Source organism: Bacteroides sp. Marseille-P8574 (assembly GCF_902825465.1).
GTDB classification, from domain to species: Bacteria; Bacteroidota; Bacteroidia; order Bacteroidales; family Bacteroidaceae; genus Bacteroides; species Bacteroides uniformis.
The window spans coordinates 1,450,562-1,477,264 of sequence record NZ_CADEBE010000002.1 but is presented as its reverse complement, the minus strand read 5'-3'; the positions used below and the strand labels follow the sequence as shown (position 1 = coordinate 1,477,264).

Genomic DNA, 26,703 nt, shown 5'->3' with positions numbered 1-26,703 from the left:
TGCAAACTTACTGATATTTTGTGGTACGGGCAAATCGGTATCCGGTTATTACGATTCAGGTTGCGGATTGTATTCTGTAAAATATAAAAATAGCGCGAAATTGTTTTTTATAGAATACAATTATGTGAGGGTCGGAATAAACTTATCGAATTATTTTAGACACGGAATTATACGGGTTATCACGGTTGCTTTCAATATTATCCGTGATTGTCCATGTAATCCGTGCCTAAAATAATGCTTTGCTAAGAATCCTTTCTTATCTTCCGGTGCTTTCTATCATGCTCCTTATTTTCTCGTTCAGGCTTTCTGCCTTCATCAGTTGTTCCAGTGTCAGGTGCATGCGCCAGCGCCAGTAGTGCCGCGGGTTGGCAGGAATATTGATGCGTTCTTCCTGTACGTTCGGGTTGCGCCATTTGCCGTCCATGGACATCCAGTCTTGCAGGGAGAGGATGCAGAGGATGGAGTTGCTATGGAGGTGATTGCGAACCACTTCTTCGCAGAGCTCCGGCGTGGCCGTTACCGGTGCGGCACCATAGTGTCCGAGCATGGTGTTGTAGTAACGCTGCGTCTGTTGGAAGTCTTCTTCCCACCAGCCGCGCAGGGTAGACATGTCGTGCGTGGAGATGGTGCAGACCGAACGGTACGGATACCAGTCAGTGTGGCCGAATTCTTGTTTCGGGTCTTTCGGCATACGTTGTATCTCCAGGGAAAGGATACGCAGGTCGTTCATCACCCATGCCACGCAATCGGGAATCATGCCTAAGTCCTCACCGCATACCAGCATGCGCGTGGACTGCGTCAGTTGCGGCAGTTTCTTCATGGCTTGCTGTCCCCAGAAGTCATTGTGGCGATGATAGTAGTACTGGTCATACAGCCGGTTGAAGGCAGCCTTTTCCCAATCGTTCAGTGCGCGGTAGATGTAGTCGTGTTGCACGCCGATGCGCGGATGGTATTCGTGCGGATTGTTGTGGTCGGGCACGAACAGCACATCGCTGATAAGGGCGTAAAGCCCGTCACGAATCCAGATGCTGTCATCGTCCGTTTTTCCGGCAAAGTAGGCTTCCACTTTGCGCTGGGTGTCGAACTCGGGACGCATGCGGTAAACCTCCCACGTGTCTGTCGGCTCTATGAAGGTCTGCTTCACATAGTCTGTATGCGGGCCGAAGATTTGTCCGAGGAAGTACTCATGGATATAGGGCTTCAGGAAGAAGTCTTCGCGGAATGCCAGCCCGTAGCTTTCTATCTCCTCGCGCGTCATGGGCAGGGCGGGGACGAATTGTCCCAACAGCCCGTGTACGGCGTGCATCGGTATCTCCCAAATGCGGAAGAAGCCGAGGATGTGGTCTATGCGGTAGGCATCGAAGTATTCCGCCATTTTGTGGAAACGCTTCATCCACCAGGCATAGCCGTCTTTCTCCATGACATCCCAGTTGTAGGTGGGAAAGCCCCAGTTCTGCCCGTTCACGGAGAAATCATCGGGCGGTGCGCCGGCTTGGCCGTTCAGGTTGAAGTAGTGGGGTTCCTTCCAGGCTTCCACACTGTTGCGGCTGATGCCGATGGGGATGTCGCCTTTCAGCACTACGCCGTTGGCGCGCGCATGTTCGGTGGCGGCAAGCAGTTGCAGGTGCAGATTGAACTGGATGTAGTAGTAGATGGCGATATGCGGATAGTCGGCAGAGTCCGGCCGGCACAATGTCTCTATCTCCTTGGCATCGTAGGTGGCATACTTGGGCCACTCGCGGAAATTCGGGGTCTTGTAGGCATCACGCAGGTAGCTGAAGACGGCATATGGCTGCAACCATTCTTTGTTGGCTTCGTAGAAATTACGGAAAGCATCCGATGCCAGCACCTTTTCCCCTTCCTGCTTGAAGATGAGGTGGAAGTATTCCCACTTTGTCTTGTTCACAGCTTCGTAGTCCACGGTGGGCAGGGCATTCAGTTCCTTCTGGCGTTTGTTGAATTCGGCCATCACCTTCTTGTCCTTCAAGCTGCCCAACTGCTTCAGGTCGGCGTACATGGGATGGAAGGCATAGATGGAGATGCTACTGTAAGGGTAGGAGTCTGTCCAGGTATGCGTCATGGTAGTGTCGTTGATGGGCAGAATCTGCACCGCCTTCTGATTGGTGGCAACTGCCCAGTCAATCATGCGCTTCAAGTCGCCGAAATCGCCTACACCGAAGCTTTTCTCGGAGCGCAGGGAGAATACGGGTACGGCTACTCCGGAACCTTTCCATGCAGGAAGATTGAAGTATACATAACGGTCGCCGACAGCCAGCGTTTCGTTGGCGGCTATCTGCGGGTCGGCCATATAGCGGTTGGGATTGTTCTCCCAGGCCACGGCACGGCGCTCTTTCTTGTTGTAAAGGACGAATTTATACTCCAGCGGGAAGCTGATTTTACCGGCATCCACTTCTACCTGCCATTCGGGGAAGTCGATGTCGCTCATAAGGGCAGCTTTGTCCGGGTTCCAGTCACCCAGCGCCTTCTGGTTTCCGCAGAGTGCCAGGCAGTGGTCATTGTCTATGCAAGGGGCGTACGCCTTTATCAGCAACCTCTTTTTGTAGCTTTTCGGGGCGGCACTGCGTTCGCGATGCGCCAGCAGGGATTCTGTGAAAGCGGATGTATAAAAATACTGCTGTTCGGGCAGATTCTTCCAACAATCTTCTATGCGGTAAACTTTCTTCGGATTGTCTGCAACGTGCAGGATGCGCGGCAGGCTGTTCCACTCTGTCCGTATGGTTCTGCCATCTCGATAGATGTGGTAACTGTATTCGACGTTTCCATTGCAGGGAATCTGGATATCCACTTCCGCGGTCCAGTGAATGCCGTCTACAGTGTGCAGGGGGGTGGCTTTGTCGGGCTGGTTGTTGCCAAGTTCCGGGATGGAACCCAGGACTTTGACTTCTTCACCCCAGCTGGTGCGATACTCGATATTGAATATTAGTGTCATATTATATTAGATTTAGAAATAGCAATAGCTGCAATGATTATGCAAGTATAGAAATTATTCCTCATAATCATGCAGCTACCGTTATCTAAGTCATTTAAATTCCTATGCAAACGTTTGTGCTTGCCGTGGGATTATCCACAGCGGGAAGCTCCGCACGTCTTGCAGATGAGGCAACCTTCTTGGTAAACCAGTGTTTCGTTGCCGCAGTTGGGGCATTTCTTGCCTTTGGCTTCCGTGCCGTCCTGGATGTATTTCTTCAGGGCGCGTTCCACACCGTTCTTCCAGGTGTTGATGTTTTCGCTGTCCAGTTGCAGTGAACCTACCAGCTTGATGACCTGCTCGATAGGCATGCGGTAGCGCAATACACCGGAAATCAGCTTGGCATAGTTCCAATACTCTTTGTTGAACTTCTCGGACAGACCCTCGATGGTAACTTTGTATCCGCGCTTGTTCTCGAACTGGAAGTCGTAACGCTTGTTTCCGTGCTCATCCACATTCTTGATGATGTGGCCCGACACCACATTCTTCGGCAGGATGATGCCTTCGTCATCGTCCAGCACACCGGTGAATATCTCGTAGGGATGATTGTCCAGCAAGCCGACGAATGCCACCCATTTCTCCTTGTTGTTCTGGAAGCGGACAACGTCTGCATCCAATATTCTGGGACGTGTTTCAACGACCGTAGGCGGTTTGCACGGGGGAAGCTCAGACTTTTTGTCGCTCTTGGTAGAGATGAGTACACCGGAACGCGAACCGTCGCGGTAAACCGTACAGCCCTTGCAGCCGGATTTCCATGCTTCTACATACAGACGGTTCACGAGGTCTTCGTCTACGTTATTCGGCAGGTTGATGGTTACGCTGATAGAGTGATCCACCCATTTTTGGATACGTCCCTGCATCTTGACTTTCATCAGCCAGTCCACGTCGTTGGAGGTTGCTTTATAATAAGGTGATTTCTCTACCAGGGCATCCACTTCTTCCTGCGTGTAGCGTTTGGCGGGGTTGTATCCTTGTGCTTCCATCCAAGTCACGAACTTGGGGTGGAACACGATATATTCTTCAAAGGCATCCCCGGTTTCGTCGATGAAGTCCACATGGACGTTCGTATCGTTGGGATTCACTTTGCGGCGGCGCTTGTACACGGGCAGGAATACGGGCTCGATACCGGAGGTGGTTTGAGTCATCAGGCTGGTGGTGCCGGTCGGGGCGATGGTCAGACAAGCAATGTTGCGGCGTCCGTACTTCTTCATCTCCTCGTACATTTCCGGGTCGGCTTCGCGCAGACGGTTGATGAACGGATTGTTCTTTTCGCGTTCTGTATCGTATACCTCGAATGCGCCGCGCTCTTTGGCCATTTCTACGGAGGAGCGATAGGCGTTGAGTGCCACCGTCTTGTGTACTTTCTCCGAGAACTCGGTTGCCTCTTCAGTACCATAACGCAATCCCAGGGCGGCAAGCATGTCGCCTTCTGCCGTGATACCTACACCGGTACGGCGGCCTTGGGCGCTTTTCTTGTAAATTTTCTGCCACAAAACGCGTTCTGTATGTTTCACGTCTTCGCTTTCGGGGTCGGCATCTATCTTGCTCATGATGCGCTCTATCTTCTCCAGTTCAAGGTCGATGATGTCGTCCATGATGCGTTGGGCCAAAGCTACATGCTTCTTGAATAGCTCAAAGTCAAAATAGGCGTCCGGCTTGAACGGATTGACTACGTATGAGTAAAGGTTGATGGCGAGCAGACGGCAGGAGTCGTATGGGCACAGTGGAATTTCACCGCATGGATTGGTGGATACGGTACGGTAGCCCAGGTCTGCATAGCAGTCGGGCACGGATTCCTTTAATATGGTATCCCAGAACAATACACCGGGTTCTGCCGATTTCCATGCATTGTGCACAATCTTTTTCCATAATGCGGATGCGTCAATGTCTTTTTGGAATGCCGGCTCTGTGGCGTCAATCGGATATTGCTGTGTATATGGTTTGCCTTCGATGGCGGCCTGCATGAAGTCGTCGGTCAGTTTTACGGAGACGTTGGCTCCGGTCACTTTGCCTTCGGTCATCTTGGCATCGATGAAGGCTTCCGAGTCGGGGTGTTTGATGGATACACTGAGCATCAGTGCGCCGCGGCGTCCATCTTGAGCTACTTCGCGCGTAGAGTTTGAATAGCGTTCCATGAAGGGAACCAAGCCGGTGGAGGTCAGTGCCGAGTTCTTTACCGGTGAACCTTTCGGACGGATATGGGATAAGTCGTGTCCCACGCCGCCACGGCGTTTCATCAGCTGTACTTGTTCTTCGTCTATCTTGAAGATAGCACCATAAGAATCCGCTTCACCGTCCACACCGATAACAAAGCAGTTGGACAGAGAAGCTACCTGATAGTTGTTTCCAATTCCGGTCATCGGGCTTCCTTGCGGAACAATGTACTTGAAGTGGTCGAGCAAGCCGAAAAGTTCCTCTGAACTTAATGGATTGGGATATTTGGCCTCAATGCGGGCTATCTCATTGGCTATTCGCCAATGCATGTCTTCCGGAGACTTTTCGTAAATATTTCCGAAAGAATCTTTGACTGCATATTTGTTTACCCAAACTCTGGCAGCCAACTCGTCGCCTTGGAAGTATTTTAAAGATTCTCCGTAGGCTTCGTCATAAGAATAATTTTTCTTTTCCACAGTGTTGTATCTCTTAGGATTAGTTACAAATAAGTAAAATTGTAGAAGTTGTACTTATTGTTAACAAATGCATTTGCAAAGCTATGAATGTTTTTCAATTTGGCAAAATTAAAATGAATGTTTTTATTAACCGGTGGATAGTTTTCTGTTGATTGGTGTTAATTTGTTGGTTTATAATGTTTTAATGCTTTGAGTAAACGAATAAGTTTTCCAAAATGGAATTTATTAACAACTTGTTGGGCTGAAAGGTTCTCGGTTTAGTCGAACATAAGGTTACTTTTATCTGCTCGTAAAGATAATAATTGTTCATTTCTTGTTGAAAAGATGTATTTTATTCCGGATATATGATGATGAAAAAAGTGTGAACTCTTGAATGAATTGTTCGTGGATTACATTATCTTTGCAAAAAAAAGAAAGAATGGAAAGCTTGAAACAAAGGAGAACAATCCGAAAATACCAGCAGAAGGATATTTCTGCTGATTTGTTAAATGATTTGCTTGAAACCTCTTTCCGGGCTTCTACAGTTGGAAACATGCAGGTTTATAGTGTGATTGTGACGCGTGATGCAGAGCGTAAAGCCAAACTGGCGCCTGCACATTTCAATCAGCCGATGGTTCAGACGGCGCCGGTAGTGCTTACTTTCTGCATAGATTTGCGCCGTTTCAGCAAGTGGTGTGAGCAACGTAAGGCTGAGCCGGGATACAACAACTTTGAGTGGTTTGTGACGGGGGCTGTCGATACCTTGCTGGTGGCACAGACTTTTTGCGTGGCTGCCGAGAAGAAGGGGTTGGGCATTTGCTATCTGGGAACTACCACTTACAACCCTCAGATGATTGTCGAAGCGTTGAAGTTACCGGAATTGGTGTTTCCCATCACGACAGTCACAGTGGGATGGCCTGCCGAACAGCCGGAACAAGTGGACCGTTTACCGCTGGAGGCCATTGTACACGAAGAGTTTTATCATGATTATACTCCTCAGGACATTGATCGGTTGTATGCCTATAAAGAATCGCTTCCTGAGAACAAGCAGTTCATCTTGGAGAACAATAAGGAAACGCTGGCGCAGGTTTTTACAGATGTGCGTTATACGAAGAAAGACAGTGAGACAATGTCGGAGAATCTTTGGAAGATAATGAAAAAGCAGGGATTTTGAAAATTAAGGATTAGGGAAGATTAGGGATAAGGGGTTAAGCTAATGCATACTTAGCTGCATTTAATCCTTTATCCTTAATCCCTAATCCTTTATTCTTATCCTTTTTTCAGTGCGGCTTGAATCTCGTCGATTTCCGCACGGAATGATTTGTCTACCTCTTTCAGCTCTTTGATGGTTTTGCATGCATGCAATACAGTGGCATGGTCTTTATGTCCAATTAGCGCACCAATTTTTGCAGTAGAGAACTCTGTATAGTTTTTGGCTAAATACATGGCTATTTGTCGTGCTTGCACCACTTCCCGCTTTCTGGATTTTGTGTGGATGGTGGCTGTTTCCAATCCGAAATGCTTGCATACGGTGTTGATGATTTCATCGACAGTTACTGCTTTGCTTTCACTGTTCACCACCTTGCGTACGATACGTTGCGTCAGTTCCAGGTCTATTTCTTTATTGTATATGGTGGAATGTGCCATAATGGAAATGACGATGCCCTCCAGGTCACGTACACTGTCGCCCACGTTTTCTGCAATATAGTCAATCACTTCTTGGGGGAACTGCAGGCCGTCACGGTGTATTTTGTTGCGCAGAATGTTCTTGCGGAGCTCTACGGTAGGTTTCTCCAGCTCAGCTACCATTCCCCATTTAAAACGTGTGATCAGACGCTCTTCCATGCCTTGTAGCAATACCGGTGCACGGTCGGAGGTAAGGATAAGCTGCTTGCCGTTTTGATGCAGATGGTTGAAGATATGGAAGAATGTATTCTGCGTTTTGGTTACACCGGCAAATTCCTGAATATCATCAATGATTAGAACATCAATGGTCTGGTAGAAGTTGATGAAGTCGTTAGTCGTATTGTTACGTACGGAATCGGTGTATTGCACTTGGAATAGGTGTGCAGATACATACAATACCCTTTTCTCCGGGTATAGTTCCTTGATTTTGGTTCCGATAGCATTGGCAAGATGGGTTTTGCCTACACCTGATGCTCCGTATAGGAACAGCGGATTGAAGATTGTTTTAGCCGGATTGAGAGCGACAGCTTCTGCAACGCTGCGCGACAGCTTGTTGCTGTAGCCTTCGATGAAGGTTTCAAAGTTGTATTCTGGATTAAGGTGCGGGTCAAGTTCGGGGACGGGAATCTGTGGGATCCTTTTGTCCATCACTTGTTTTTGCGGTATGATGGTACGTTGTGTAGACTCCAGGTCGACGGTTTTCCGCGAACTCTTGTCTACCATTACATTATACATCAATTTAGTTCCCTCACCAATGACCTTATAGAGAGTCTTGCGCAACAAATCAACAAATTTGTCCTCCAAAAACTCATAGAAGAACTGGCTGGGCACTTGTACGACCAGCGTTTTGTCTTCATATTTTAAAGGTATGATGGGAAGAAACCATGTTTTGTATGTCTGCTCCGGAACATTGTCTCTGATGATTTCAAGACAGCGATTCCACAGCCCGACATGATCTATTTCACTCATAACGGCTATAAATACATTTATTAATTAAGCATAACTTCTACGATTGCAAAATTGGCAATCTTATTCGAGAAAAACAAATCCTTTTTTTCTTGCGTTTTTAGGAAAAGTAATAAGCTCTTTACTTTCAGCTACTTATCGACTACTATGAGTATATTCCTTATATAGGGTGTATTGCATTTATCTAATACTTTGTCATATAGTGATTTATGTAGCTTTGCGTCTCTTGTTTTCCTTCTGTGTCCAGAGCAGGAAAAAGCCCTTTTTCGCTCCTTGTATAGAGCAAATGAGGGCTTTCCTTTTAATTCCTTTATGGACTTACTATTTAGACAAAATCTATATAATGCCAATCTTTTACTTATCTTTCTTGCCGAATAGGGAGAAATGGACGTATCGTTTCGGATGCGATTTTAAGTCTTCCAATAAACTTGCTGCGTTGGCAGTTGTGGCATTCAGATTATTATATAGAGAAGGATCGTTTAGCAAAAGTCCGATGGTATTGTCTTTCTGGTTCAATTTGTCTGTAATCATTTTTACATTATTCAAAGTTGCGTCTACCTTTTGCATGGCGGCAGCATAATCTATCTCCTTTAAGTTGTTGGAAATGAGTGCAAAGTTGTCTCCAATGGTATTGAGTTTGCCGGTCAGTTGTGGAATATCATCCTTCATTAGAGTTTGCAACTGGCGGCTTGTGACGGCCATACTTGCTGTTAAATCTTGTACGTTATGCAAGGTTGCAGGGATGGCGGGGTCGGTCAGTATGACATTTAAGGATGCGAGGATGGAATCCAGCTTGGGCAGCATCTTCTCTACTTGCGGCATCATGGTGGCAACTTTTTCCATCATTCCGTTGTTCAGCACGCCGGGGATTGTGTCTCCAATCTGGTATTTCTCCCGTGGGTTATTGGCAAGCAGCAGGTTCATCTTTACGCCGCCAAGCATTTCGGCTGCCAGTTCTGCCGTACTTCCTTTGGGAATGCGCAGCTCTGGGTCAACATCTATTTCGGCAACGACTTTGCCCGGTTGGGTATAGTCGTAGTACAAGTCGCGGACAATACCCACGCGGAAGCCGTCGGCAAAGACCGGGCTGGATTTTGTCAGCCCATTGACATTCTGGAATTTCACGTAGAAATAGCTGGAGGGCTTGAACATATTTATCCCTTTCAGGTAGTTGATGCCGTATACCAATATGCAAAGTGCAGCTATGCCTGCTATTCCTATTCTAACTTCTTTTGTAATATACTTCATGATGTATCTTTTGTTATTTATTTCTGTTTTTTTTAAATTCGCTGATGGCTGTGTTGACGTTTATCTTTTCTCCATTCTTGAACGCAATGATGAATGCGTCCTTGAATTTGTCCGTAATGCTACGTTTGCTGCGCAGCACCTTGTTGTAATCGGGTGATGCGCCGTACGTATATTTGTAGATTCCGCCTTCTTTATAATAATCCACGTCTTTCACTCCTTTCAGTCTTTTGTCATTCTTGGCCAGAGGACGTGAAGAAGTGAGTATCTGTATCTTAAACACGATGCCGCTCTGTTCTGTTTGGGAAACGGCTGCATTTTCTGATCTTTGTGGGCGTTGGGCAGCTTGGTTACTCTCCGCTTGAGGTGCATTATTTTTTTCCGGTGTCGCTGTAGCTGCGTTGCCTTCTTCTTGAACGGGCTCGGGTACATCCTCCGGAAGAATGGTATTGCTGCTTCCGTTCAATCGGATTTCCTGCTCGCGCTTATAGGTGAGGAAAGCGCGGAAGATACCGTTGGCAAGTGAGGTAGTTCCTGCTTCAGTGTTCAGGTACCGTTCCTCTTCCGGTGTGGAGATGAATCCGAGTTCTACGAGTATGCTTGGCATGGCACTGGCCTTCAATACCAGAAAACCTGCCTGATGCACGCCCCGGTCTGTACGTTTGCAGGTTTGGCGGAAATGCTTTTGTACGAGGGAGGCGAGGTGCACACTCTGTGACATGTATTTGTCCTGCATGAATTCGAAGATGATGTAGGACTCCGCTGAGTTGGGATTGAAGCCGGCATACCGCGTCTTGTAGTCGCTTTCGTAGAGGATAACGGCATTTTCGCGCTTGGCTACTTCCAGATTGGCATCCGATTTTGCCAGACCCAGTGTCCAGGTGGAGGCTCCTTTGGCCGTCCGGTTTTTGGCCAGGGCATTGGTATGTATGGAGATGAACAAATCAGCTTTGGCGTTATTGGCAATTTCAGCGCGTCGGTCCAGGGGGATGAATATGTCCCGGTCCCGCGTATAGATAACTTTTACATCAGGGCAGTTCTTCTTGATTTGTTTGCCAAGTTTGAGTGCTACATTCAGGTTGATATTCTTCTCTTTGGAAATTTTTCCCACTGCACCCGGGTCGTGTCCACCGTGTCCGGGGTCTATAACGACAACAAAGTCTTTCGCTTCAGCGCTGCCACTGCAAAAGGGGGAGATAAGCAGCCCTAAGCATATACTTATATATAATATGTATCGTCTGTATAGTTTCATATAATTGTAGCAAAGACAATGCTTCCTTTTCGCTTGGCAAATGTAGTGGAATTTTATAGAAAACTAATGGATTATGTTCAGTTTTATTGTTCTTCTTCTCATTTTTAGTGTAATTAATGTCTGTGTTTGAGTAATTAGTGACTCAATGTATTGATAATATGCGTAACTTTGCGGCAGATAATTAAAATAGCAAATCAAGTATGCTGGTTCGTTTTATAAAGAACTGGACGTTGCCTTTGGCAATGCTTGCCGGTACTTTGGGATATTTCTTTTTTGCAGACATTCCTTTTGTGGCGCCTGCCAAACCTTATGTGAATGGGGTGGTGGCTTTCCTGACTCCGCTTTTGATTTTTTCCCAACTTCTGCTCACTTTCTGCAAGGTGGAGGTGCATGAACTGAAACCCAAATCGTGGCATGGATGGCTACTGCTGTTCCAGACGGTTTCTTGCTTGATTGTTGCGGTATTGTTGGTGTGTTGCCCTATGGAGGAGGTCTACCGGGAAGTGTTTGAAGGTGCAATGGTTTGTCTCATTTGTCCCACTGCAACCGCTGCGGCTGTCATTACCGGTAAACTGGGTGGAAGTGCATCCAGCTTGACGACCTATACGTTGTTGTCCAATCTTCTGGCGGCTGTGGCTGTTCCTTTGGTTTTCCCGTTGGTGGAGCCTCATGCTGACATTACTTTTTTTGTTGCATTCCTGAAAATTCTGAGTAAAGTCTTTCCATTGCTGCTTTGTCCTTTCTTGCTGGCATGGTTTCTGCGTGCGTTTGTGCCGAAGATGCATCATTTTCTGTTGGGTTTCCATGATGCAGCCTTCTATTTGTGGGCGGTAGCTCTTGCCATTGTCTCAGGGCAGACGGTACGTTCATTGGTCAATAGTGATGCACCGATATTTGTTGAACTGCTGATAGCCCTGGCGGGACTGATAACCTGCTGTATACAATTCTATTTAGGAAAGAGAATCGGCGGCCATTATGGTGAGCGTATCAGCGGAGGGCAGGCGCTGGGGCAAAAGAATACGGTGCTTGCCATCTGGATGGCATATACTTATCTTAATCCGTTATCTTCCGTCGGTCCGGGATCGTATGTGCTGTGGCAGAATATAATCAATAGTTGGCAGTTATGGAAGAAAAGGAAAAATGAGACGGAATAACTACTGAGTATTTTACATCTTATTTGCTTTATGGACATAGAGGGTGGTTGCAACAATTATCAGTACAAATGCCATAATGAGGAATATTATCCGGATAAGACGATGTTTTGAAAATAGGTTGGCCATGCAGGCAGAAGCCACGCTGAAACGGGCTATTATAGAATCAATTGTGACGTTTTCGAAAAAGACTGATGCAATACTCCATAGTGCAATAATGGTTAATATTGCATTGGCTGATAAACAAAGAATTTTATCAAGTGGCATTCTAAATACTTTTCTTGTTCTCATATATAGGACTCTATGTTTTAACTCCTTTCATTCTTGCCTTTCGCTGAATCAGCCAAAGGATAGGGCAAAAATAAAAGAGAACTTCCTGACAGAATCAATATTATCTTGGAATATTGTTAAAAGGTTGAATTTCTAAACCTATGTTTATTCTTTGCTGTCAAAACTCAGTTTGTGTCTGATGCGGCTCATGTGAATAGGGGTTATTTTCAAGTAAGACGCAATTTCTTTTAGGGGTACCATTTGTAGGATTTCTGGACATTTTTTAAGAAGTTGGAGATAGCGTTCTTCCGATGTAAATCTGAACAAATCCAAGTAACGTGAATACGACTGAAAAAATAATTGTTCGGCTGCAATACGGGCTATTCGTTGATTTTCTTTGTTCTCTTCAAATTCTTGTAGAAGTAATTCGGAAGAACAGATGTAGATTCTACATGGGGTTATTGCTTGTATATTCAATTCAGATTTTATGTTATATAAACAATTGGGATAATCAGAGATAAATTCATTGGCAAAAGAAAAACCTACATTATATGTTTTGTTTTCAGTTTGGTTGATGCAGGTATATTTGATTACACCGGATACAATAAGCCCGAAGAAAGAACCGACTTCTCCCTCTCGGAGGATAAACTCATTTCTTTTATAATACCGTAGTTCTCCGTTTCTTAAACACAGTTCCCTAAAAAAATCAGTGTCTATATTGCCCATGTATGAATTAAAATCTGTCATTTACAACACATGTTTTTCGAAAGGTACAAAATTATTGTTTTATTCCTGATTTTCTGTCATTGTTGGTAAGCTGGTCGTGGACTCTCTCATTATAATACTTTAAAAATTTAACTTCACCTACGTTTTTTAAAAGCTTTTGGTTTTCAATGAAGTTTTGTCCGTATTTTAGCCAACGTTTGGTAAATCTTTTGAATTTAGTACATGGGAAATCAGAACATTGGAAACAATGTGTTATTCCTTTTTCCAAGCAACATAAATGGAATGTTTTACATTTTTCACAGCGAGAGCCATTCTGTTCTGCTCCTTTGCAGGGACTTTTTTCTCTTGTGTATATGGGACAACCACCACAAAAGACACCACAAGCAGGAATACGTCCGTTATACGATTTCATTCAGCCAGCTTTTTCTCCATCCAAAAATTGGTGAGATAAAGTTGGTTGGCTTTGCGTTTCTGTTCCACTTCTACTATATAGCCTCTTTTCTCAAAGAATGGACGGGCTGTCAGGCTTACTTCTGATGTAATTCGCATGATTCCTCTTGTGGTTGCATACCGTTCTATCTCATTTAGAAGTATGGTAGCAATGCCTTTACCTTGAAAATCTTTATGAACAAACATAGAATGCAAATATCCTTGGTGGGTAATGGATGAAAAGCCGACAATCTGTGACTGTTGATTGGTTGCCACAATAAAATAATGTGTCTTAATCATGTCTTTTATGCGGGAGAGGTCGTTTCCGCACGATGCCCAATCTGCCACTTCTGCTTCTGAATAGTCATGCTTGTTTATATGGAGGACTGTCTCTTGAAACAAACTCATAAGTTCAAGGGCATCAGACCGTTGGGCAATTCTAATTGTAAAATCTGTATTCATGTTTTTAAGTGCTAAAATGTATGCTTTTAGATGTTCCATGTTCTAACAGAAAGTCTTTCAATGTATTTATTGTGTTTGCAAAGATAATCTTTTCATTTCTAATTTATTGGTTTAGGAAAATCAAGTTGTTGATTCTCTGCTTCGAATATAAAAAGCATGCGAATATTTTATGAAGCATGGAAATCTGCTTTCAATCGCCAGCCAATGGCTGATGAGTTTAACCGGGTAGATTTCTTGCCAATTGGTTTCAGACCTGCTTATAAGAACAATTTATAACAAAGTACTCCCAATAAAAGCAAGACTAAAGCACATGCTGCAAGAATCGTCTTTGCCCTGAATAGATGTTCTTTATCTGACAATTCCTTTTCAGTAGTATTTCTTCGGATTTTTTCTATTTCCTCAATGGTTACATCGGCTCTCTCAGGACCTTTTCTGTCTACAAGGTATTCGTAGTGTTCCCGCATCCGTCCTCTGCTCAGCTTGCGAAGAGCACGGTTCTCTTTATCCCTTTGTAGCATGTCATTGATGCAGCCTAATGTTCCCATAAGCAGATTTTTATCATGTGTAAGCAAAATGGTTTGCTTGCACGTGTACTAAGATACGGCATTTATGTCGCTTTCGCAAGCGATTTGGTGTTTTTTTGATATAAACTGATGTGACGATACGATTTTGATGGTTATGTTAACTCATTGTCTGCCAGAGAGTAATTTTGCCAACCCATTGCCATGCCTATGGCAAAGTCTTGCCAATAGGGTGGCAAAATCTTGCCAACTTGTCGGCAAGAAAGACACATACTGTTCCCTATACCTTTATTATAGTGTGATAGCGTGATAAGTGTTTTTCCTTTTTTAAACTTTTGTGTAGAATGATGATGGGCTTCTTTTATTCTGTTTTGCCGGATGGCATCAGAAGCTCTTCTTCATTGTAGCGCGGTCGATCCTTCACCTCAATGTATATTTTGCCGATGTATTCGCCCACAATTCCCAAGGACACAAGTATCACGCCTCCTACCAACCAGACGGAAATCATCAGTGATGACCATCCGGGAACGGTGTTATGCTGTGTGTAGGAGTGAAGTGTCCATCCGGTGACACATAGTGCCACAAGAATAAAGATGCAGCCTATCCAAAAAATCATACGGACCGGTTTGACGGAAAAAGAAGTGATGCCGTCAATGGCAAAGTTGAGCATCTTCCGGAAAGGATACTTTGATTCTCCGGCAAAGCGTTTTTCACGGTTGTAATACACGCAGTCCGTCCGGTAGCCGATGAGAGGAACCAATCCGCGAAGAAAAAGGTTGCGTTCCCGGAAACAGCATAGGTGCTGTACGGCTCTTTGGCTCATCAGGCGGTAGTCAGCATGGTTGTAGACGGATTTTACCCCCATTGCTTTCATCAGCCGATAAAAGACTAAAGCGGTGTTACGTTTGAAGAAAGTGTCGGTCTTCCGTTCTTTACGTACGCCATAAACGATGTCATTGCCCGCTTTATAGCTGTTTATCATGTCCGGAATCACCTGGATGTCATCTTGCAAGTCTGCATCAATGGAGATGGCTATCTCGCAACGGTCTTTTACTGCATTGAGTCCTGCCAGCAGGGCATTCTGGTGTCCTACGTTTCCTGCCAGGTTCAGTCCGCAGGCATAGGCCGTATGCTGGTGCAGTTCTTTGATGATAGCCCATGTCTGGTCGGTGCTTCCGTCGTTTACATATAATATATAGCTTTCCGGGGAAATTTGTCGGGCTTGTATCAGCCGGTCGAATAATTGGCTCAATCGTTTATGGGTTTCATGCAGCACTGCCTCTTCTTTGTAGCAAGGTACGACAACGGCGAGTATGGGAGAGTTTTCCATCATAGAACAAATCTTTTTGCAATATTCGTAAGAAATCGGGAGAAAAACAAATTATCACTCTTTTCTTTTGAAAACGAAACGTACGAGTAAGAAGTTGACCGGAATGGCGATGGCGAAAACCGGAATGGGGGCCAGAGGTTTGGGGATGCCCATCCAGAGAGAGAGGTTCAGCAACCCCATGTGTAGCAGATAGCTGCATAAGTGTGCCCCTCCAAATCCGAAGGCTTTTCTCCATGAGGGCTTTCGGCCGAAGGTAAAGTAAGCAGTCAGATAGAAATTGGCGATGAAGCTGAGAGCATATCCCAGTGTATAGGCTATGTTTACATTGATAACCCGTTGTAATACAAAATACAATCCGTAGTGCAGAGCTGTCGCAAAGATGCCCACCATTACGAAGCGTACAAATTCCGGTAGTTGTTTCAGCCGCTTCATCTTAACATTAAATATCTACTCTCTGTTGCCATTATCATTGGGGCGGCAAAGTTAGGCATTGTTTCAGAATTATTTGTAATTTTGCTTTGCGAAATTAAGCTGCATCTCAGCAAATTGCAAATAAATTTGCATCTGCTTTCGGTTTGCGCTATCTTTGCGTCCAGAAAACATAAAAAACAAATAAGGTATGTCGGACAGAAAGAAGGCGTTCTGGTTTATTGCGCTGCTGAGTGTGCTTGTGGTTGTTCCCTTTCTGGGAGAAACCATTTTTTATTCCAAGGGGGAACCGCGGGAGGCGATTGTTGCCCTTTCTATGCTGGAAAGTGGAAACTGGATACTTCCGGTGAACTATGGTACTGATATTGCTTATAAACCCCCTTTCTTCTACTGGTCAATAGCTGCCGTCTCTTCCCTTTTTGGAGAGGTGACGGAGTTTTCCGCCCGTTTCCCGTCTGCATTGGCTTTTTTAGCCATGCAGTTGATGTTCTTTGCCTTTGTGGCAAAACGTAAAAACGTTCAAACGGCGTTTCTGGCCTCTATTCTTCTTTTGTCTTCTTTCGAGGTGCATCGGGCGGCTGTCGCTTGTCGGGTCGATATGGTTCAGGTTGCCTTTATCGTTATTTCCCTTTGTCTGCTGTTCCGCTGGGATGAGAAGGGATGCAGCGGAGTGCCCTGGCTTGCGGTGTTGCTGATGGGATGTGCCACGTTGACCAAAGGGCCGGTAGGCTCCATATTCCCTTGCGCATGTATCGGTGTGTATCAGTTGTTGCGCGGACGTTCTTTCTGGAAAGCGTTTTTCTCGTTGGCAGGTATCGGCTTGCTTTCTTTTGTTCCTTATTTAGCTTGGGTATACGTAGCTTACAGACAAGGTGGACAACCGTTCCTCGATTTGGTTCTGGAGGAGAATACCGGGCGGTTTATGGGCAAAATGTCCTACGAGTCCCATGAAAATCCTATATGGTATAATTTCCTGACTTTGATTTGGGGGTGGATCCCCTGGACGTTGGTTCTGGTAATTTCCTTGTTTGGCTTGAAGTGGAAAAATATGCGTTGTCTGCCGGAAGGGGAGACCCTGCTGTTGCGGTTGAAGAAGGGCTGGACTGCTTTCCGCAACCAGTCTCCGGTACAATTGTTCACGTGGCTGGTCATTCTGATAATCTTTGTCTTCTACTGCATCCCCAAGAGTAAGCGGAGCGTTTATCTGCTTCCCATCTATCCGTTTATGGCAGTGCTGATAGCTGAGTATCTGTTGGCTTTGGTACAAAAGGGGGCACGAGTTTTCAGGATTTGTGCAATCATCTTTGCTTCTTTGGGCTTGTTGCTTACGCTTGTTTTTGTCGTAGTTCGTCTCGGCCTGGTTCCCGACAGCGTTTTTGGAAGCGGACGTCATGCCGCTGAGAATGTAGCCTTTATGCATGCGTTGGAGGATGTGGCTTTGTCTGTTCCCAAGTGGCTCCTGGTGGCGCTTCCCGTAGTAGCTGCTGTCTGCACATCACGCATGGTGGTTAAGCGTGCGGATAGCCGGTCATTATTATATGGTATAGCAGGATGTATGCTTTGTCTTTTCGTATCATTGGATTCTGTTTATCAACCGACGGTGCTGGCTGTGAAATCTGATAAACATCTGGCTGAAAGGATCAATATGTATGTTCCGGAAGGTATGGTCTATTCTTACTCGAAAATGAGCTTTTATGGTGTTAACTTCTATCTGAAAGACCGCATGCGGCACATTGAAAAGGAACGTCCGTCCGGCGGGGAGGGATATTTGTTGGTTCCTGTAAAGGAGGAGGAGAATATGTTGGGAGAGCTGGAACAGACGTATCATCTGGAAAAGATATTCCGTACAGACAGACGCAGTTGTGATATGCGTAATGAAATCTGTATGTATAAATTCAGGGTGATTGACAATTCATAACCCATAACTTATAACTCATAACTCATAACTTAAAATGAATCCGATAGATATCATTAACAAATATTATCCGGAAGAGAATGAGTTGCGGCATATACTGTTGACGCACAGCCGTTCCGTAGCCGACAAGTCGTTATGGATTGCCGACCGCCATCCGGAACTTTCATTGGATAAGGATTTTCTGTACGAGGCTGCCATGCTGCACGATATAGGCATTTTTCTTACAGATGCGGCAGGTATCCATTGTTTTGGTGACAAGCCTTATATCTGTCACGGTTATTTGGGAGCCGACTTGATGCGTGGCGAAGGATATCCCCGCCATGCTTTGGTTTGTGAACGCCATACGGGTGCCGGACTTTCATTGAAGGAAATCATTGCGCAGGATTTGCCTGTGCCTCATCGTGAAATGGTTCCGGTCAGCTTGGAAGAACAAGTTATCTGTTTTGCCGATAAGTTTTATTCAAAAACTCATTTGGAAAAGGAGAAAAGTGTAGAAAAAGCCCGTAAAAGTTTGGAACGTTATGGTGAAGAAGGGGTACGGCGCTTTGATAATTGGTGCGAACAGTTCTTGTAGCAATCTAAATTTCTTTAAAAAGGGAGATTATCCGTATAAATTATGTACTTTTGCCCCTCCAAGCGTAAACTATTAGTTAATGACGCCATTGAAAGCAAATACATTCATATCATTCATACTACTATTCGTCTTGCTTCTTCTCTCTGGTGGAGCTGCTTCTCAGCATCGTAGAGGGAAGGTTGTACCTCCGGATACCCAACGGACGGATTCATTGCAACGTGGCGACACCTTGCAGGTGGGAGACACTTTACAACATGGGGCGGGATTGCCCAATGACTCGTTGCGACAAGATACGATAGCTCCCCCTCCTCCCAAGAAGGATGCGCTGGATGCTCCCGTCGCTTATGAAGCCAATGACTCCATTGTGTTTACACAGAGTGGTTTTGCTCATCTTTACGGTCAAGGGAAAGTGAGTTATCCAGGAGCTGATTTGGAAGCTGAGATTATTTCTATGGATATGGATAATAGCACGGTTTTTGCTCGTGGTGTAGTCGATTCTGTAGGGACAGCTAAAGGACGTCCGGTTTTTAAAGATGGAGACACCTCTTACGAAACTGACACTATCCGTTATAACTTCAAGAGTAAAAGAGGGCTTATCAGTAATGTTGTTAGCCAGCAGGGTGAAGGGTATGTGACCGGTAACAATGCAAAAAAAGGAAATAATGATGAGCTTTATATGAAAAGTGGGCGTTACACGACTTGTGATCATCATGATCATCCTCACTTTTATATGCAGATGACCTATGCCAAAGTGCGTCCGAAAAAGAATGTAGTGACGGGACCTGCCTATCTGGTTGTAGAGGATGTACCGCTCCCTCTTGCCGTTCCGTTTTTCTTTTTTCCGTTCTCAAGCAGTTACCAGTCTGGTTTTCTGATGCCTACCTATATGGATGACTCTAATCGTGGTTTTGGTCTTACTGACGGTGGATACTATTTTGCCATCAGTGATCAAATGGATTTGAAGCTGAGGGCGGATATCTTTACGAAAGGCTCTTGGGCGCTTAATATGGAGTCGAACTATGTGAAGCGTTATAAATATTCCGGTTTGCTTCAGGCGAGCTATCAGGTGACTAAGACCGGTGACAAAGGCTTGCCCGACTACTCAGTTGCCAAAGACTTCAAAGTGGTGTGGTCTCATCGGCAGGATCCTAAAGCAAATCCTAATTCTACTTTTTCTGCCAGTGTGAACTTTGCTACTAGTAGTTATGAGCGTACCAATATTGACAATATGTACAATTCGCAGGCTATGTCTCAGAATACCAAGACTTCCAGTGTCAGCTATTCGCGCAACTTTCCTGATCAGCATTTGAATATTTCCATGTCAAGTAATATTGCACAAAGTATGAAAGACTCTTCTATTGCTGTGACTTTGCCTGACATGACCATTTCCTTGAGTACTATTTTCCCTTTTAAACGTAAACATGCTGTTGGAGATGAAAGGTGGTATGAGAAGATTTCAGTACGTTATACCGGTCGTCTGAAGAACAGCATCAAGACGAAAGACAATCTGTTGTTCAAAAAGAACTTGATACGCGATTGGGAGAACGGTATGCAGCATGAGATTCCTGTAAGTGCCACGTTTACTTTATTCAAATACTTCAATGTTACACCTTCTGTGAATTATACAGAGCGTTGGTACACCCGCAAGGTGAAGAAGGACTGGGACGATGAGCAAGGCAAGGAGGTAAACGATACGACTTACGGTTTTCACCGTGTGTATGACTACAGTGCCAGTTTGGGTATCAACACTAAACTTTATGGTATGTACAAGCCGCTGTTCATGAAGAAGAAGGAGATACAGATCCGTCATGTCATTACCCCCTCTATCAGTTTCAGCGCTGCGCCCGATTTTACTTCATCCCGTTATGGCTATTACGATTCTTATATAAAGGATCAGAATGGTGTCCGTGATACTGTGCAGTATTCTTATTATGCTGGTCAGGTATTCACTCCGCCAAGTGGGGGAAAGCAGGGACTTATCAGTTTCAATATCTCTAACAACCTTGAAATGAAGTTCAAGGATAAGAATGACTCTATCCGCAAGGTGAGCCTGATTGACGATTTGACTATGGGTATCAGTTACAACACAGCTGCCCAGGTGCGTCCTTGGAGTGACTTGACCTTTAATCTTCGTCTGAAGTTGAGTAAGAGTTATACTTTGAGTATGAACTCTACCTTTGCCACTTATGCCTACGAGTTTGACGAGAACGGAAGGGTGGTGCCCGGTAACCGTACAGAATGGTCTTATGGTCGTTTTGGCCGTTGGTCTGGATATGGTACATCCTTCAGTTGGACTGTGAACAATGATTCGTGGAAGAAGATAAGGAACTTCTTCACCGGTCAGAAGGATGATGAGGAGCAGGACCAGGATCAGAATGCTTCGACGGAGGAAGACGGTGATATGGAGGGGGAAGCCACTGAGGGCGGTGCTCCGAAGAAGAAGACTGAGAAAGCTGCTGCTGACGCTGACGGTTATCAGGTATTCAAGATGCCTTGGTCAATCAATTTTAGTACTGGTTTTAATATTACGGAAGACACCAGTAAGCCCATTAATCGTAAGAACATGCGCTATCCGTACAAATTCAGCCTGAATTCCCTTAATATAAACGGTAACGTCAAGCTTACCAATAAATGGGCTGTCAGCTTCAATTCCGGTTATGACTTCAATGCGAAGGAGATAACGCAGACCGCTTTTAACATCACACGTGACCTACACTGTTTCAGCATGACGGCTGCCATATCACCTTTCGGACGATGGAAATACTATAACTTTACCATTCGTGCCAATGCAAGTATCCTGCAGGACTTGAAATGGGAACAGAGAAGCCAGACTCAGAGTAATATTCAGTGGTATTGATGTTTACCAAACGATTTCCTTTTCCCCGTGCTCTCTCAGGTAATCATTCGTTTTGCTGAAATGCTTGTTCCCGAAGAAGCCGTTATAGGCGGATAGGGGAGATGGATGTGCCGAGGTAAGTACCAAATGTCGGTTACGGTCGATGAATGCCCCTTTGCGTTGGGCATAGGCTCCCCAAAGAATAAATACAAGATGCTCTTTTTCTTCGGCGAGAATGCGGATGGCCGCATCTGTAAATGTTTCCCAACCGCGGTTTTGGTGAGAACCGGCTTGGTGTGCACGTACGGTGAGGGTAGCATTGAGCAGCAATATGCCTTGCTCTGCCCAGCGTGTCAGATTTCCGGTAGTGGGGGCATCAGTGCCAATGTCATTTTTTATTTCCTTGAAAATATTAAGTAGGGAAGGAGGGAAGGGAACACCATCATTTACGGAGAAGCAAAGTCCGTGTGCTTGTCCCGGACCATGATAGGGGTCTTGACCGATTATCACGACTTTTACTTTGTCAAAAGGGCATAGGTTGAATGCATTGAATATCAGCTTTCCCGGAGGATATATGGCATATTTCCCATATTCGTCCCGTACAAAATCAGTCAATGTACGGAAATAATCTTTCTCAAATTCAGGTTGCAGATGTGCTTTCCAGCTTTCTTCTATTTGAACATTCATAATTGGATCTGTTAGTAGTTTCGGATGCTAAAGTACAAAATAAAAAATAAAGTCCAACCTTTTGAGGGTTGAACTTTATATTATATGACGGGATAAATGTATATCAAATCAGGTGTATATTGTGTTCCTTACACTCTTTGCGCATATCTTCTGGCCAGATACTGGCTTGTATCTCACCGATATGCGCCTTGCGCAGATAGAACATACAGAGACGGGACTGTCCTATACCGCCGCCGATGGAAAGCGGCAGTGTATCATTCATCAAGCGTTTGTGGAAGTAAAGTTCCAGACGTTCCTCTTCGCCTTCCTCTTTGAGCTGGTGAAGCAGGGCTTCCTTGTCTACACGGATACCCATGGAGGAAAGTTCGATGCTGCGTTGCAGGATGTGGTCCCATAGCAAGAGGTCACCGTTCAGTCCGGGGAGGTCGTTCAGTCCTTTGCTGGTATAGTCATCATAGTCCGGAGCACGTCCGTCATGTTTCTTTCCGTCGCTCAGCTTGCATCCGATACCGATGATGAACACCGCACCGTATTTCTTGCAAATGGCATGTTCGCGGCATTTGGGTTCCAAGTCCGGATATAGTTGGCGCAATTCTTCGGCATGAATAAAGTGAAGTTTCTGGGGCAGGCAAGGCTTGATTTGCGGATACATCTCATATACCATATATTCTGTGCGCACCATGGCTGCATAGATACGGGTTACTATCTCCTTGAGGAATTCCACATTGCGGTCTTCGGCAGTAATGACGCGTTCCCAGTCCCACTGGTCTACATAAAGGGAATGCAGATTACCCAGCTCTTCATCGGCACGGATGGCATTCATGTCTGTGTAGATGCCATATCCTGGTTCGATATGATATTCGGCAAGCGTGAGGCGTTTCCATTTGGCGAGGGAGTGTACCACTTCAGCTTTGGCGTCACCCAAATCTTTGATAGGGAAAGTCACGGCACGTTCCACTCCATTGAGGTCGTCATTGATACCCATTCCTTTCAATACGAACAGTGGAGCTGTCACACGTCGCAGGCGCAGTTCGGAAGAGAGGTTTAATTGGAAAAACTCTTTAATTTGTTTAATCCCTAATTCAGTCTGTTTTAGGTCCAATAAAGGTTTGTAACCTTCAGGTGTTATCAGGTAGCTCATAAATCTATTCAGTATAACTTCTATTAAATTGCTCGGCAAAGATAGGAATAATATTGATACTTGCTTCTGTTTTGTGAAAAAAAATAGCAAAATGTTTGTATAATTGCGGTTAGTCTTCTCAAAGTAATAATAAAAATATTCCTCGGTTTGATATAAAAAGCGTTTGAATGTTAGGAATCTGCTAATTTTTTTATACTTTTGCATCCACATTTGGCTCCGTAGCTTAGTGAATAGAGCGTCAGATTCCGGTTCTGAAGGTCGTGCGTTTGAATCGCACCGGGGTCACAAAGAAAGGAACTCCCTTTGCATGAATACTTTGCAAAGGGAGTCCTTTTTTATACAATACATCCAGAAAAGTCAACCATACGGTTCTCTTTCTTGTTATAATTTCCATAGAGGCAGAGGTATGAAACAAATAATATTTATTTTTGCAATGTTAATGATTGGTCTGTCCTATGCCGGTAAGCCGGAAGGACGGTCAGAAAGGAGAACAGACATGAAACCAATGAAAGAGATTTATCTGGCAGGAGGATGTTTTTGGGGTACCGAACATTTCCTGAAACAAATAGAAGGTGTGGAGGCTACCCAGGTGGGATATGCCAATGGAAATATAGCCAATCCTACCTATCAGCAGGTATGTACCGGCACCACGGACTTTGCCGAAACCGTAAAAGTACAGTATGACGCCGATAAGGTGGACTTGCCTTTCCTTATCGACCTTTATTTCAAAACGATTGACCCTACCAGCCTCAATAAGCAAGGAGGTGATAGAGGTACACAATATCGCACGGGTATCTATTATACGGATACCGCCGACCTGCCCGTTATTCGTGAAACTGTTGACCGGCTGGCTGCCAACTACTCCCGTCCGTTGGTGGTAGAGATAGAGCCTTTGAAGAACTTCTATCCCGCCGAAGATTATCATCAAGACTATCTGGACAAAAATCCGGGTGGATATTGCCACATTAACCCCGCCTTGTTCGACTTGGCGCGTAAAGCGAAGATGAAGAAAGAAGGAGATGGCGAGTATTTAAATCAGGAAAAGTAACGGATAATGGATATACTGTTAATAAGTAATGAAGATACGTGCCGCAGCCGTATCGCGCAGGAACTCCTGCATGCATTTGGCAGGGGGATGAATATCTCTACGGCAGGAATTATGGAGGGGAACTGCGTTCCCGATGCCGTGTGCAATGTGATGGAACAGAATGGTTTCAGCGTATCTCGCAAGAAACCCTCTGGTGTCGGGACCTATACGCACCGGTCATGGGACTACGTGATTACCCTATGTAAAGAAGCCGGAGAAGAACTGAAATTTATCACTCTGGATGCCAAGCAGCAGGTGCATTTTGATTTTGAAGATCCCTTTAAAAATCGTTTTCAAAATGAAAGTGAGCAGGAGCAACAAGTTGCCGCACTCTATGAAATCATGTACCGGCGGCTGTATGAATTTTACCGTAATGAACTGAGCGAGCAGCTGTTGCCTCGTTGTACGTGCGGTGCAAATACCTATTGCCGTTGCGAATAGTGAAATATGTGTTTTTTTTTGAAGCAATCTCTTGACTCGTACCTAAGGGCAGGACCTATCTTTGCATCATAAACAAAATGCGCATGAGTTTATGAAGAATAAAATGAAGTTTAAAATCGGAGAGTTTTCCAAACTTTGCCAAGTGACCGTTAAGACGCTTCGTCATTATGAAGAGATAGGATTGATGATACCCGTTGAAGTGGATGAGTGGACGGGGTATCGCTATTACGACATCAGCCAGCTCCGGTGTATGAGCCGTATTGTTTACCTTAAGCAATTAGGGTTCAGCCTCGAAGAGATATCCGAGTTGTTTGCCGATGGCAAGGAATTTCCGGATGCTGAATTGTTGAAGGTTAAAATAGAACGTTGCAAAAACGAGATTGAACACTTGATATGGCGGCAGACCGAACTTGCCAAATTGGAAAATTTACTCCATAAACAAGAGAATGTTATGGAAAAAGTGTTTAAGAAATCCCTCCCTTCAAGAATTTTTGCTACCCATCGCCGTAAAATAGACTCTTATCAGGAGCTGTTCAATCTTTGTCCGAATATCATCGGGCCTGAAATGTACCGTTTGGGTTGTGAATGTCCTGCCCCGGAATATTGTTTCACGGTGGAATATAATGAGGAATATGGGGTTGATATTGATATCGAGTTTTTTGAAGCGGTGGCTGAACGCAAGGAAGATTCGGAGCTGATTAAATTCAAGGAACTTCCGGAAGTACCGGTTGCGCTCTGTGTCAACCATTACGGTGCTTATGAGCATATGCCCGAAACTTTCGCCGAGCTTTTTGCGTATGCCGAGGCAAATGGATACGAGGTTATTGACCGTCCCCGGTTTTGCCATATTGACGGCATTTGGAACAAAGAAACGGTGGATGAATGGATGACGGAAATTCAGTTGCCCATCAAACCTTCTTAATCAGCCTTTGATTTCTGCGGAAAGCTTTCAACCGTGAGAATACCCTAAAAATAGGGATAGGTAGTCAACTTATTTTCTGCGAACTTTGCAGACTGAAAAAAGAATTGAAATGAGAAGCCTGCATATTCTGTTCATATTGGTAGTTGTCACTTGGCTCGGTTTTCTGCTGAGAGCGCAAGAAGCTATTTCTATCGGGACTCGCCACACTTTGTTTTCGCATGTCTTGAATGAGGTTAGGGAGTATTGGGTGTATGTACCTGCAATCCGCCCGGGTGAAAAAGAGGAAAGTTATCCGGTTCTTTATTTGCTGGACGGTGATTCTTTTTTTCATTCGGTGGTAGGTTTTACTCGCTTGTTTTCCACCTCCAAAGTTTCTTCCTTACCGCCCTGTATCGTTGTGGCTGTCCTGAATACAGACAGAACCAGAGACTTTACGCCAACCTGTTCCGCTGCCCGGCGTGACGGAACTGTCCGTCCGGGCGATAAACCGGAAGGGGGTGGGGCAGGACAATTTTGCCGTTTTCTGACGGAGGAGCTACGCCCCGCAGTAGAACAAGACTTGCCGGTGAATGGACAACACTTGTTGGCCGGACATTCTTATGCCGGGTTGTTCACGCTGCATGTTTTGCTGAATTATCCCGGTGCATTTGATACATACATCGCCATAGACCCCAGTTTATGGTGGGATAAAGGATATTTTCAGAAACAGGTAGAACGGCAGGTAGATAAGGTTGACTTTTCAGGAAAGCAACTGTATGTTGCGTTTGCCACTCAGCCGCGTCCTGATAGGAAGCTGATCCACTTTCCTCTGACAGATGATTTTATAGGGAGTGCAGTTCCTCGTATGGAGAAGCGGCATTTGCGGGTGGTATTAAAAAAGTTCCCGGAAGAGACGCATGGAACGGTTGCTCTTCCGGGATTTTATGACGGACTGAAAACGTTGTTCTTCCGTTCTGCGGTTGGAATTTCTCTGCCGAACAAACCTCTCTGAAAAAAACTCTATTTTTCAGTAAGCTGAATGATATGGCCATTGTA

23 protein-coding genes and 1 tRNA gene are annotated in these 26,703 nt (G+C 45.1%); 10 read left to right on the top strand and 14 right to left on the bottom strand.

Features of this window, described 5'->3' with window-relative positions; translation table 11 throughout:
• Positions 1-256: 256 nt before the first annotated feature.
• The gene (locus HUX74_RS18870) at positions 257-2,950 is read right to left on the bottom strand and encodes a 4-alpha-glucanotransferase (RefSeq protein ID WP_174647227.1); all 2,694 of its coding nucleotides are present in this window, start codon (positions 2,948-2,950) and stop codon (positions 257-259) included.
• Positions 2,951-3,081: 131 nt separating this feature from the next.
• The gene (locus HUX74_RS18865; RefSeq protein WP_174647226.1) at positions 3,082-5,619 is read right to left on the bottom strand and encodes an adenosylcobalamin-dependent ribonucleoside-diphosphate reductase; all 2,538 of its coding nucleotides are present in this window, start codon (positions 5,617-5,619) and stop codon (positions 3,082-3,084) included.
• Between the two features lie 418 nt (positions 5,620-6,037).
• Here HUX74_RS18865 and HUX74_RS18860 point away from each other — a divergent pair, with 418 nt between their 5' ends.
• The gene (locus HUX74_RS18860; RefSeq protein WP_117600073.1) at positions 6,038-6,772 is read left to right on the top strand and encodes an NADPH-dependent oxidoreductase; all 735 of its coding nucleotides are present in this window, start codon (positions 6,038-6,040) and stop codon (positions 6,770-6,772) included.
• Between the two features lie 95 nt (positions 6,773-6,867).
• Here the strand turns inward: HUX74_RS18860 and dnaA are convergent, their stop codons facing one another.
• The 3 genes from dnaA to HUX74_RS18845 form a co-directional block, all read right to left on the bottom strand.
• Entirely contained in the window at positions 6,868-8,253 is a 1,386-nt protein-coding gene (dnaA, locus tag HUX74_RS18855) for a chromosomal replication initiator protein DnaA (protein WP_117599991.1), read from the bottom strand.
• A 351-nt stretch (positions 8,254-8,604) separates the two neighbouring features.
• On the bottom strand, positions 8,605-9,498 hold the full coding sequence (locus tag HUX74_RS18850) for an MlaD family protein (RefSeq protein ID WP_174647225.1): 894 nt from the start codon (positions 9,496-9,498) through the stop codon (positions 8,605-8,607).
• Positions 9,499-9,511: 13 nt separating this feature from the next.
• Positions 9,512-10,747 carry an N-acetylmuramoyl-L-alanine amidase gene (locus tag HUX74_RS18845; protein ID WP_174647224.1) on the bottom strand — a complete coding sequence of 412 codons (1,236 nt, stop codon included), beginning with the start codon at positions 10,745-10,747 and terminating at the stop codon, positions 9,512-9,514.
• A gap of 200 nt (positions 10,748-10,947) precedes the next feature.
• Here HUX74_RS18845 and HUX74_RS18840 point away from each other — a divergent pair, with 200 nt between their 5' ends.
• Complete coding sequence (locus tag HUX74_RS18840; protein WP_174647223.1) at positions 10,948-11,901, top strand: transporter; 954 nt, start codon at positions 10,948-10,950, stop codon at positions 11,899-11,901.
• Positions 11,902-11,913: 12 nt separating this feature from the next.
• Here the strand turns inward: HUX74_RS18840 and HUX74_RS18835 are convergent, their stop codons facing one another.
• The 7 genes from HUX74_RS18835 to HUX74_RS18805 form a co-directional block, all read right to left on the bottom strand.
• The gene (locus HUX74_RS18835; protein ID WP_226791215.1) at positions 11,914-12,189 is read right to left on the bottom strand and encodes a hypothetical protein; all 276 of its coding nucleotides are present in this window, start codon (positions 12,187-12,189) and stop codon (positions 11,914-11,916) included.
• A 144-nt stretch (positions 12,190-12,333) separates the two neighbouring features.
• Positions 12,334-12,915, bottom strand: coding sequence for a Crp/Fnr family transcriptional regulator (locus HUX74_RS18830; protein ID WP_174647222.1), 582 nt, complete (start codon positions 12,913-12,915; stop codon positions 12,334-12,336).
• 31 nt (positions 12,916-12,946) lie between these two features.
• Positions 12,947-13,306, bottom strand: a complete 360-nt coding sequence (locus HUX74_RS18825) for a DUF3795 domain-containing protein (RefSeq protein ID WP_117599997.1) — start codon at positions 13,304-13,306, stop codon at positions 12,947-12,949.
• Positions 13,303-13,785, bottom strand: a complete 483-nt coding sequence (locus tag HUX74_RS18820) for a GNAT family N-acetyltransferase (protein ID WP_174647221.1) — start codon at positions 13,783-13,785, stop codon at positions 13,303-13,305. Before HUX74_RS18820 ends, HUX74_RS18825 begins: the two co-directional genes overlap by 4 nt.
• Before the next feature lie 257 nt (positions 13,786-14,042).
• On the bottom strand, positions 14,043-14,330 hold the full coding sequence (locus HUX74_RS18815) for a hypothetical protein (RefSeq protein WP_138344977.1): 288 nt from the start codon (positions 14,328-14,330) through the stop codon (positions 14,043-14,045).
• Between the two features lie 337 nt (positions 14,331-14,667).
• On the bottom strand, positions 14,668-15,639 hold the full coding sequence (locus HUX74_RS18810) for a glycosyltransferase family 2 protein (protein WP_138344979.1): 972 nt from the start codon (positions 15,637-15,639) through the stop codon (positions 14,668-14,670).
• Positions 15,640-15,690: 51 nt separating this feature from the next.
• On the bottom strand, positions 15,691-16,068 hold the full coding sequence (locus tag HUX74_RS18805) for a GtrA family protein (protein ID WP_005833184.1): 378 nt from the start codon (positions 16,066-16,068) through the stop codon (positions 15,691-15,693).
• 187 nt (positions 16,069-16,255) lie between these two features.
• Here HUX74_RS18805 and HUX74_RS18800 point away from each other — a divergent pair, with 187 nt between their 5' ends.
• The 3 genes from HUX74_RS18800 (at position 16,256) to HUX74_RS18790 (ending at position 21,411) form a co-directional block, all read left to right on the top strand.
• Positions 16,256-17,983: a glycosyltransferase family 39 protein gene (locus tag HUX74_RS18800; protein ID WP_138344981.1), complete on the top strand. Its 1,728-nt coding sequence runs from the start codon at positions 16,256-16,258 to the stop codon at positions 17,981-17,983.
• A 34-nt stretch (positions 17,984-18,017) separates the two neighbouring features.
• Positions 18,018-18,554 carry an HD domain-containing protein gene (locus HUX74_RS18795; protein ID WP_119961171.1) on the top strand — a complete coding sequence of 179 codons (537 nt, stop codon included), beginning with the start codon at positions 18,018-18,020 and terminating at the stop codon, positions 18,552-18,554.
• Between the two features lie 79 nt (positions 18,555-18,633).
• Positions 18,634-21,411, top strand: coding sequence for a putative LPS assembly protein LptD (locus tag HUX74_RS18790; RefSeq protein ID WP_117600001.1), 2,778 nt, complete (start codon positions 18,634-18,636; stop codon positions 21,409-21,411).
• 3 nt (positions 21,412-21,414) lie between these two features.
• Here the strand turns inward: HUX74_RS18790 and ung are convergent, their stop codons facing one another.
• Entirely contained in the window at positions 21,415-22,077 is a 663-nt protein-coding gene (gene ung / locus HUX74_RS18785; protein ID WP_117600002.1) for a uracil-DNA glycosylase, read from the bottom strand.
• Between the two features lie 103 nt (positions 22,078-22,180).
• Positions 22,181-23,218 (bottom strand): aspartate--ammonia ligase, encoded by a 1,038-nt coding sequence (gene asnA / locus HUX74_RS18780; RefSeq protein WP_117600003.1) that lies wholly within the window; start codon positions 23,216-23,218, stop codon positions 22,181-22,183.
• A gap of 212 nt (positions 23,219-23,430) precedes the next feature.
• Between asnA and HUX74_RS18775 the strand changes: the two genes are divergently transcribed.
• From HUX74_RS18775 to HUX74_RS18755, 5 genes are all read left to right on the top strand, one after another.
• Positions 23,431-23,503: transfer RNA gene (locus HUX74_RS18775), tRNA-Arg, on the top strand.
• A 121-nt stretch (positions 23,504-23,624) separates the two neighbouring features.
• Positions 23,625-24,266 (top strand): peptide-methionine (S)-S-oxide reductase MsrA, encoded by a 642-nt coding sequence (msrA, locus tag HUX74_RS18770; protein ID WP_138344982.1) that lies wholly within the window; start codon positions 23,625-23,627, stop codon positions 24,264-24,266.
• Positions 24,267-24,272: 6 nt separating this feature from the next.
• Complete coding sequence (locus tag HUX74_RS18765; RefSeq protein WP_138344984.1) at positions 24,273-24,746, top strand: hypothetical protein; 474 nt, start codon at positions 24,273-24,275, stop codon at positions 24,744-24,746.
• A 91-nt stretch (positions 24,747-24,837) separates the two neighbouring features.
• Positions 24,838-25,668 carry a MerR family transcriptional regulator gene (locus HUX74_RS18760; RefSeq protein ID WP_118273913.1) on the top strand — a complete coding sequence of 277 codons (831 nt, stop codon included), beginning with the start codon at positions 24,838-24,840 and terminating at the stop codon, positions 25,666-25,668.
• Positions 25,669-25,777: 109 nt separating this feature from the next.
• Positions 25,778-26,659, top strand: coding sequence for an alpha/beta hydrolase (locus tag HUX74_RS18755; RefSeq protein ID WP_138344986.1), 882 nt, complete (start codon positions 25,778-25,780; stop codon positions 26,657-26,659).
• Positions 26,660-26,703: the final 44 nt, after the last annotated feature.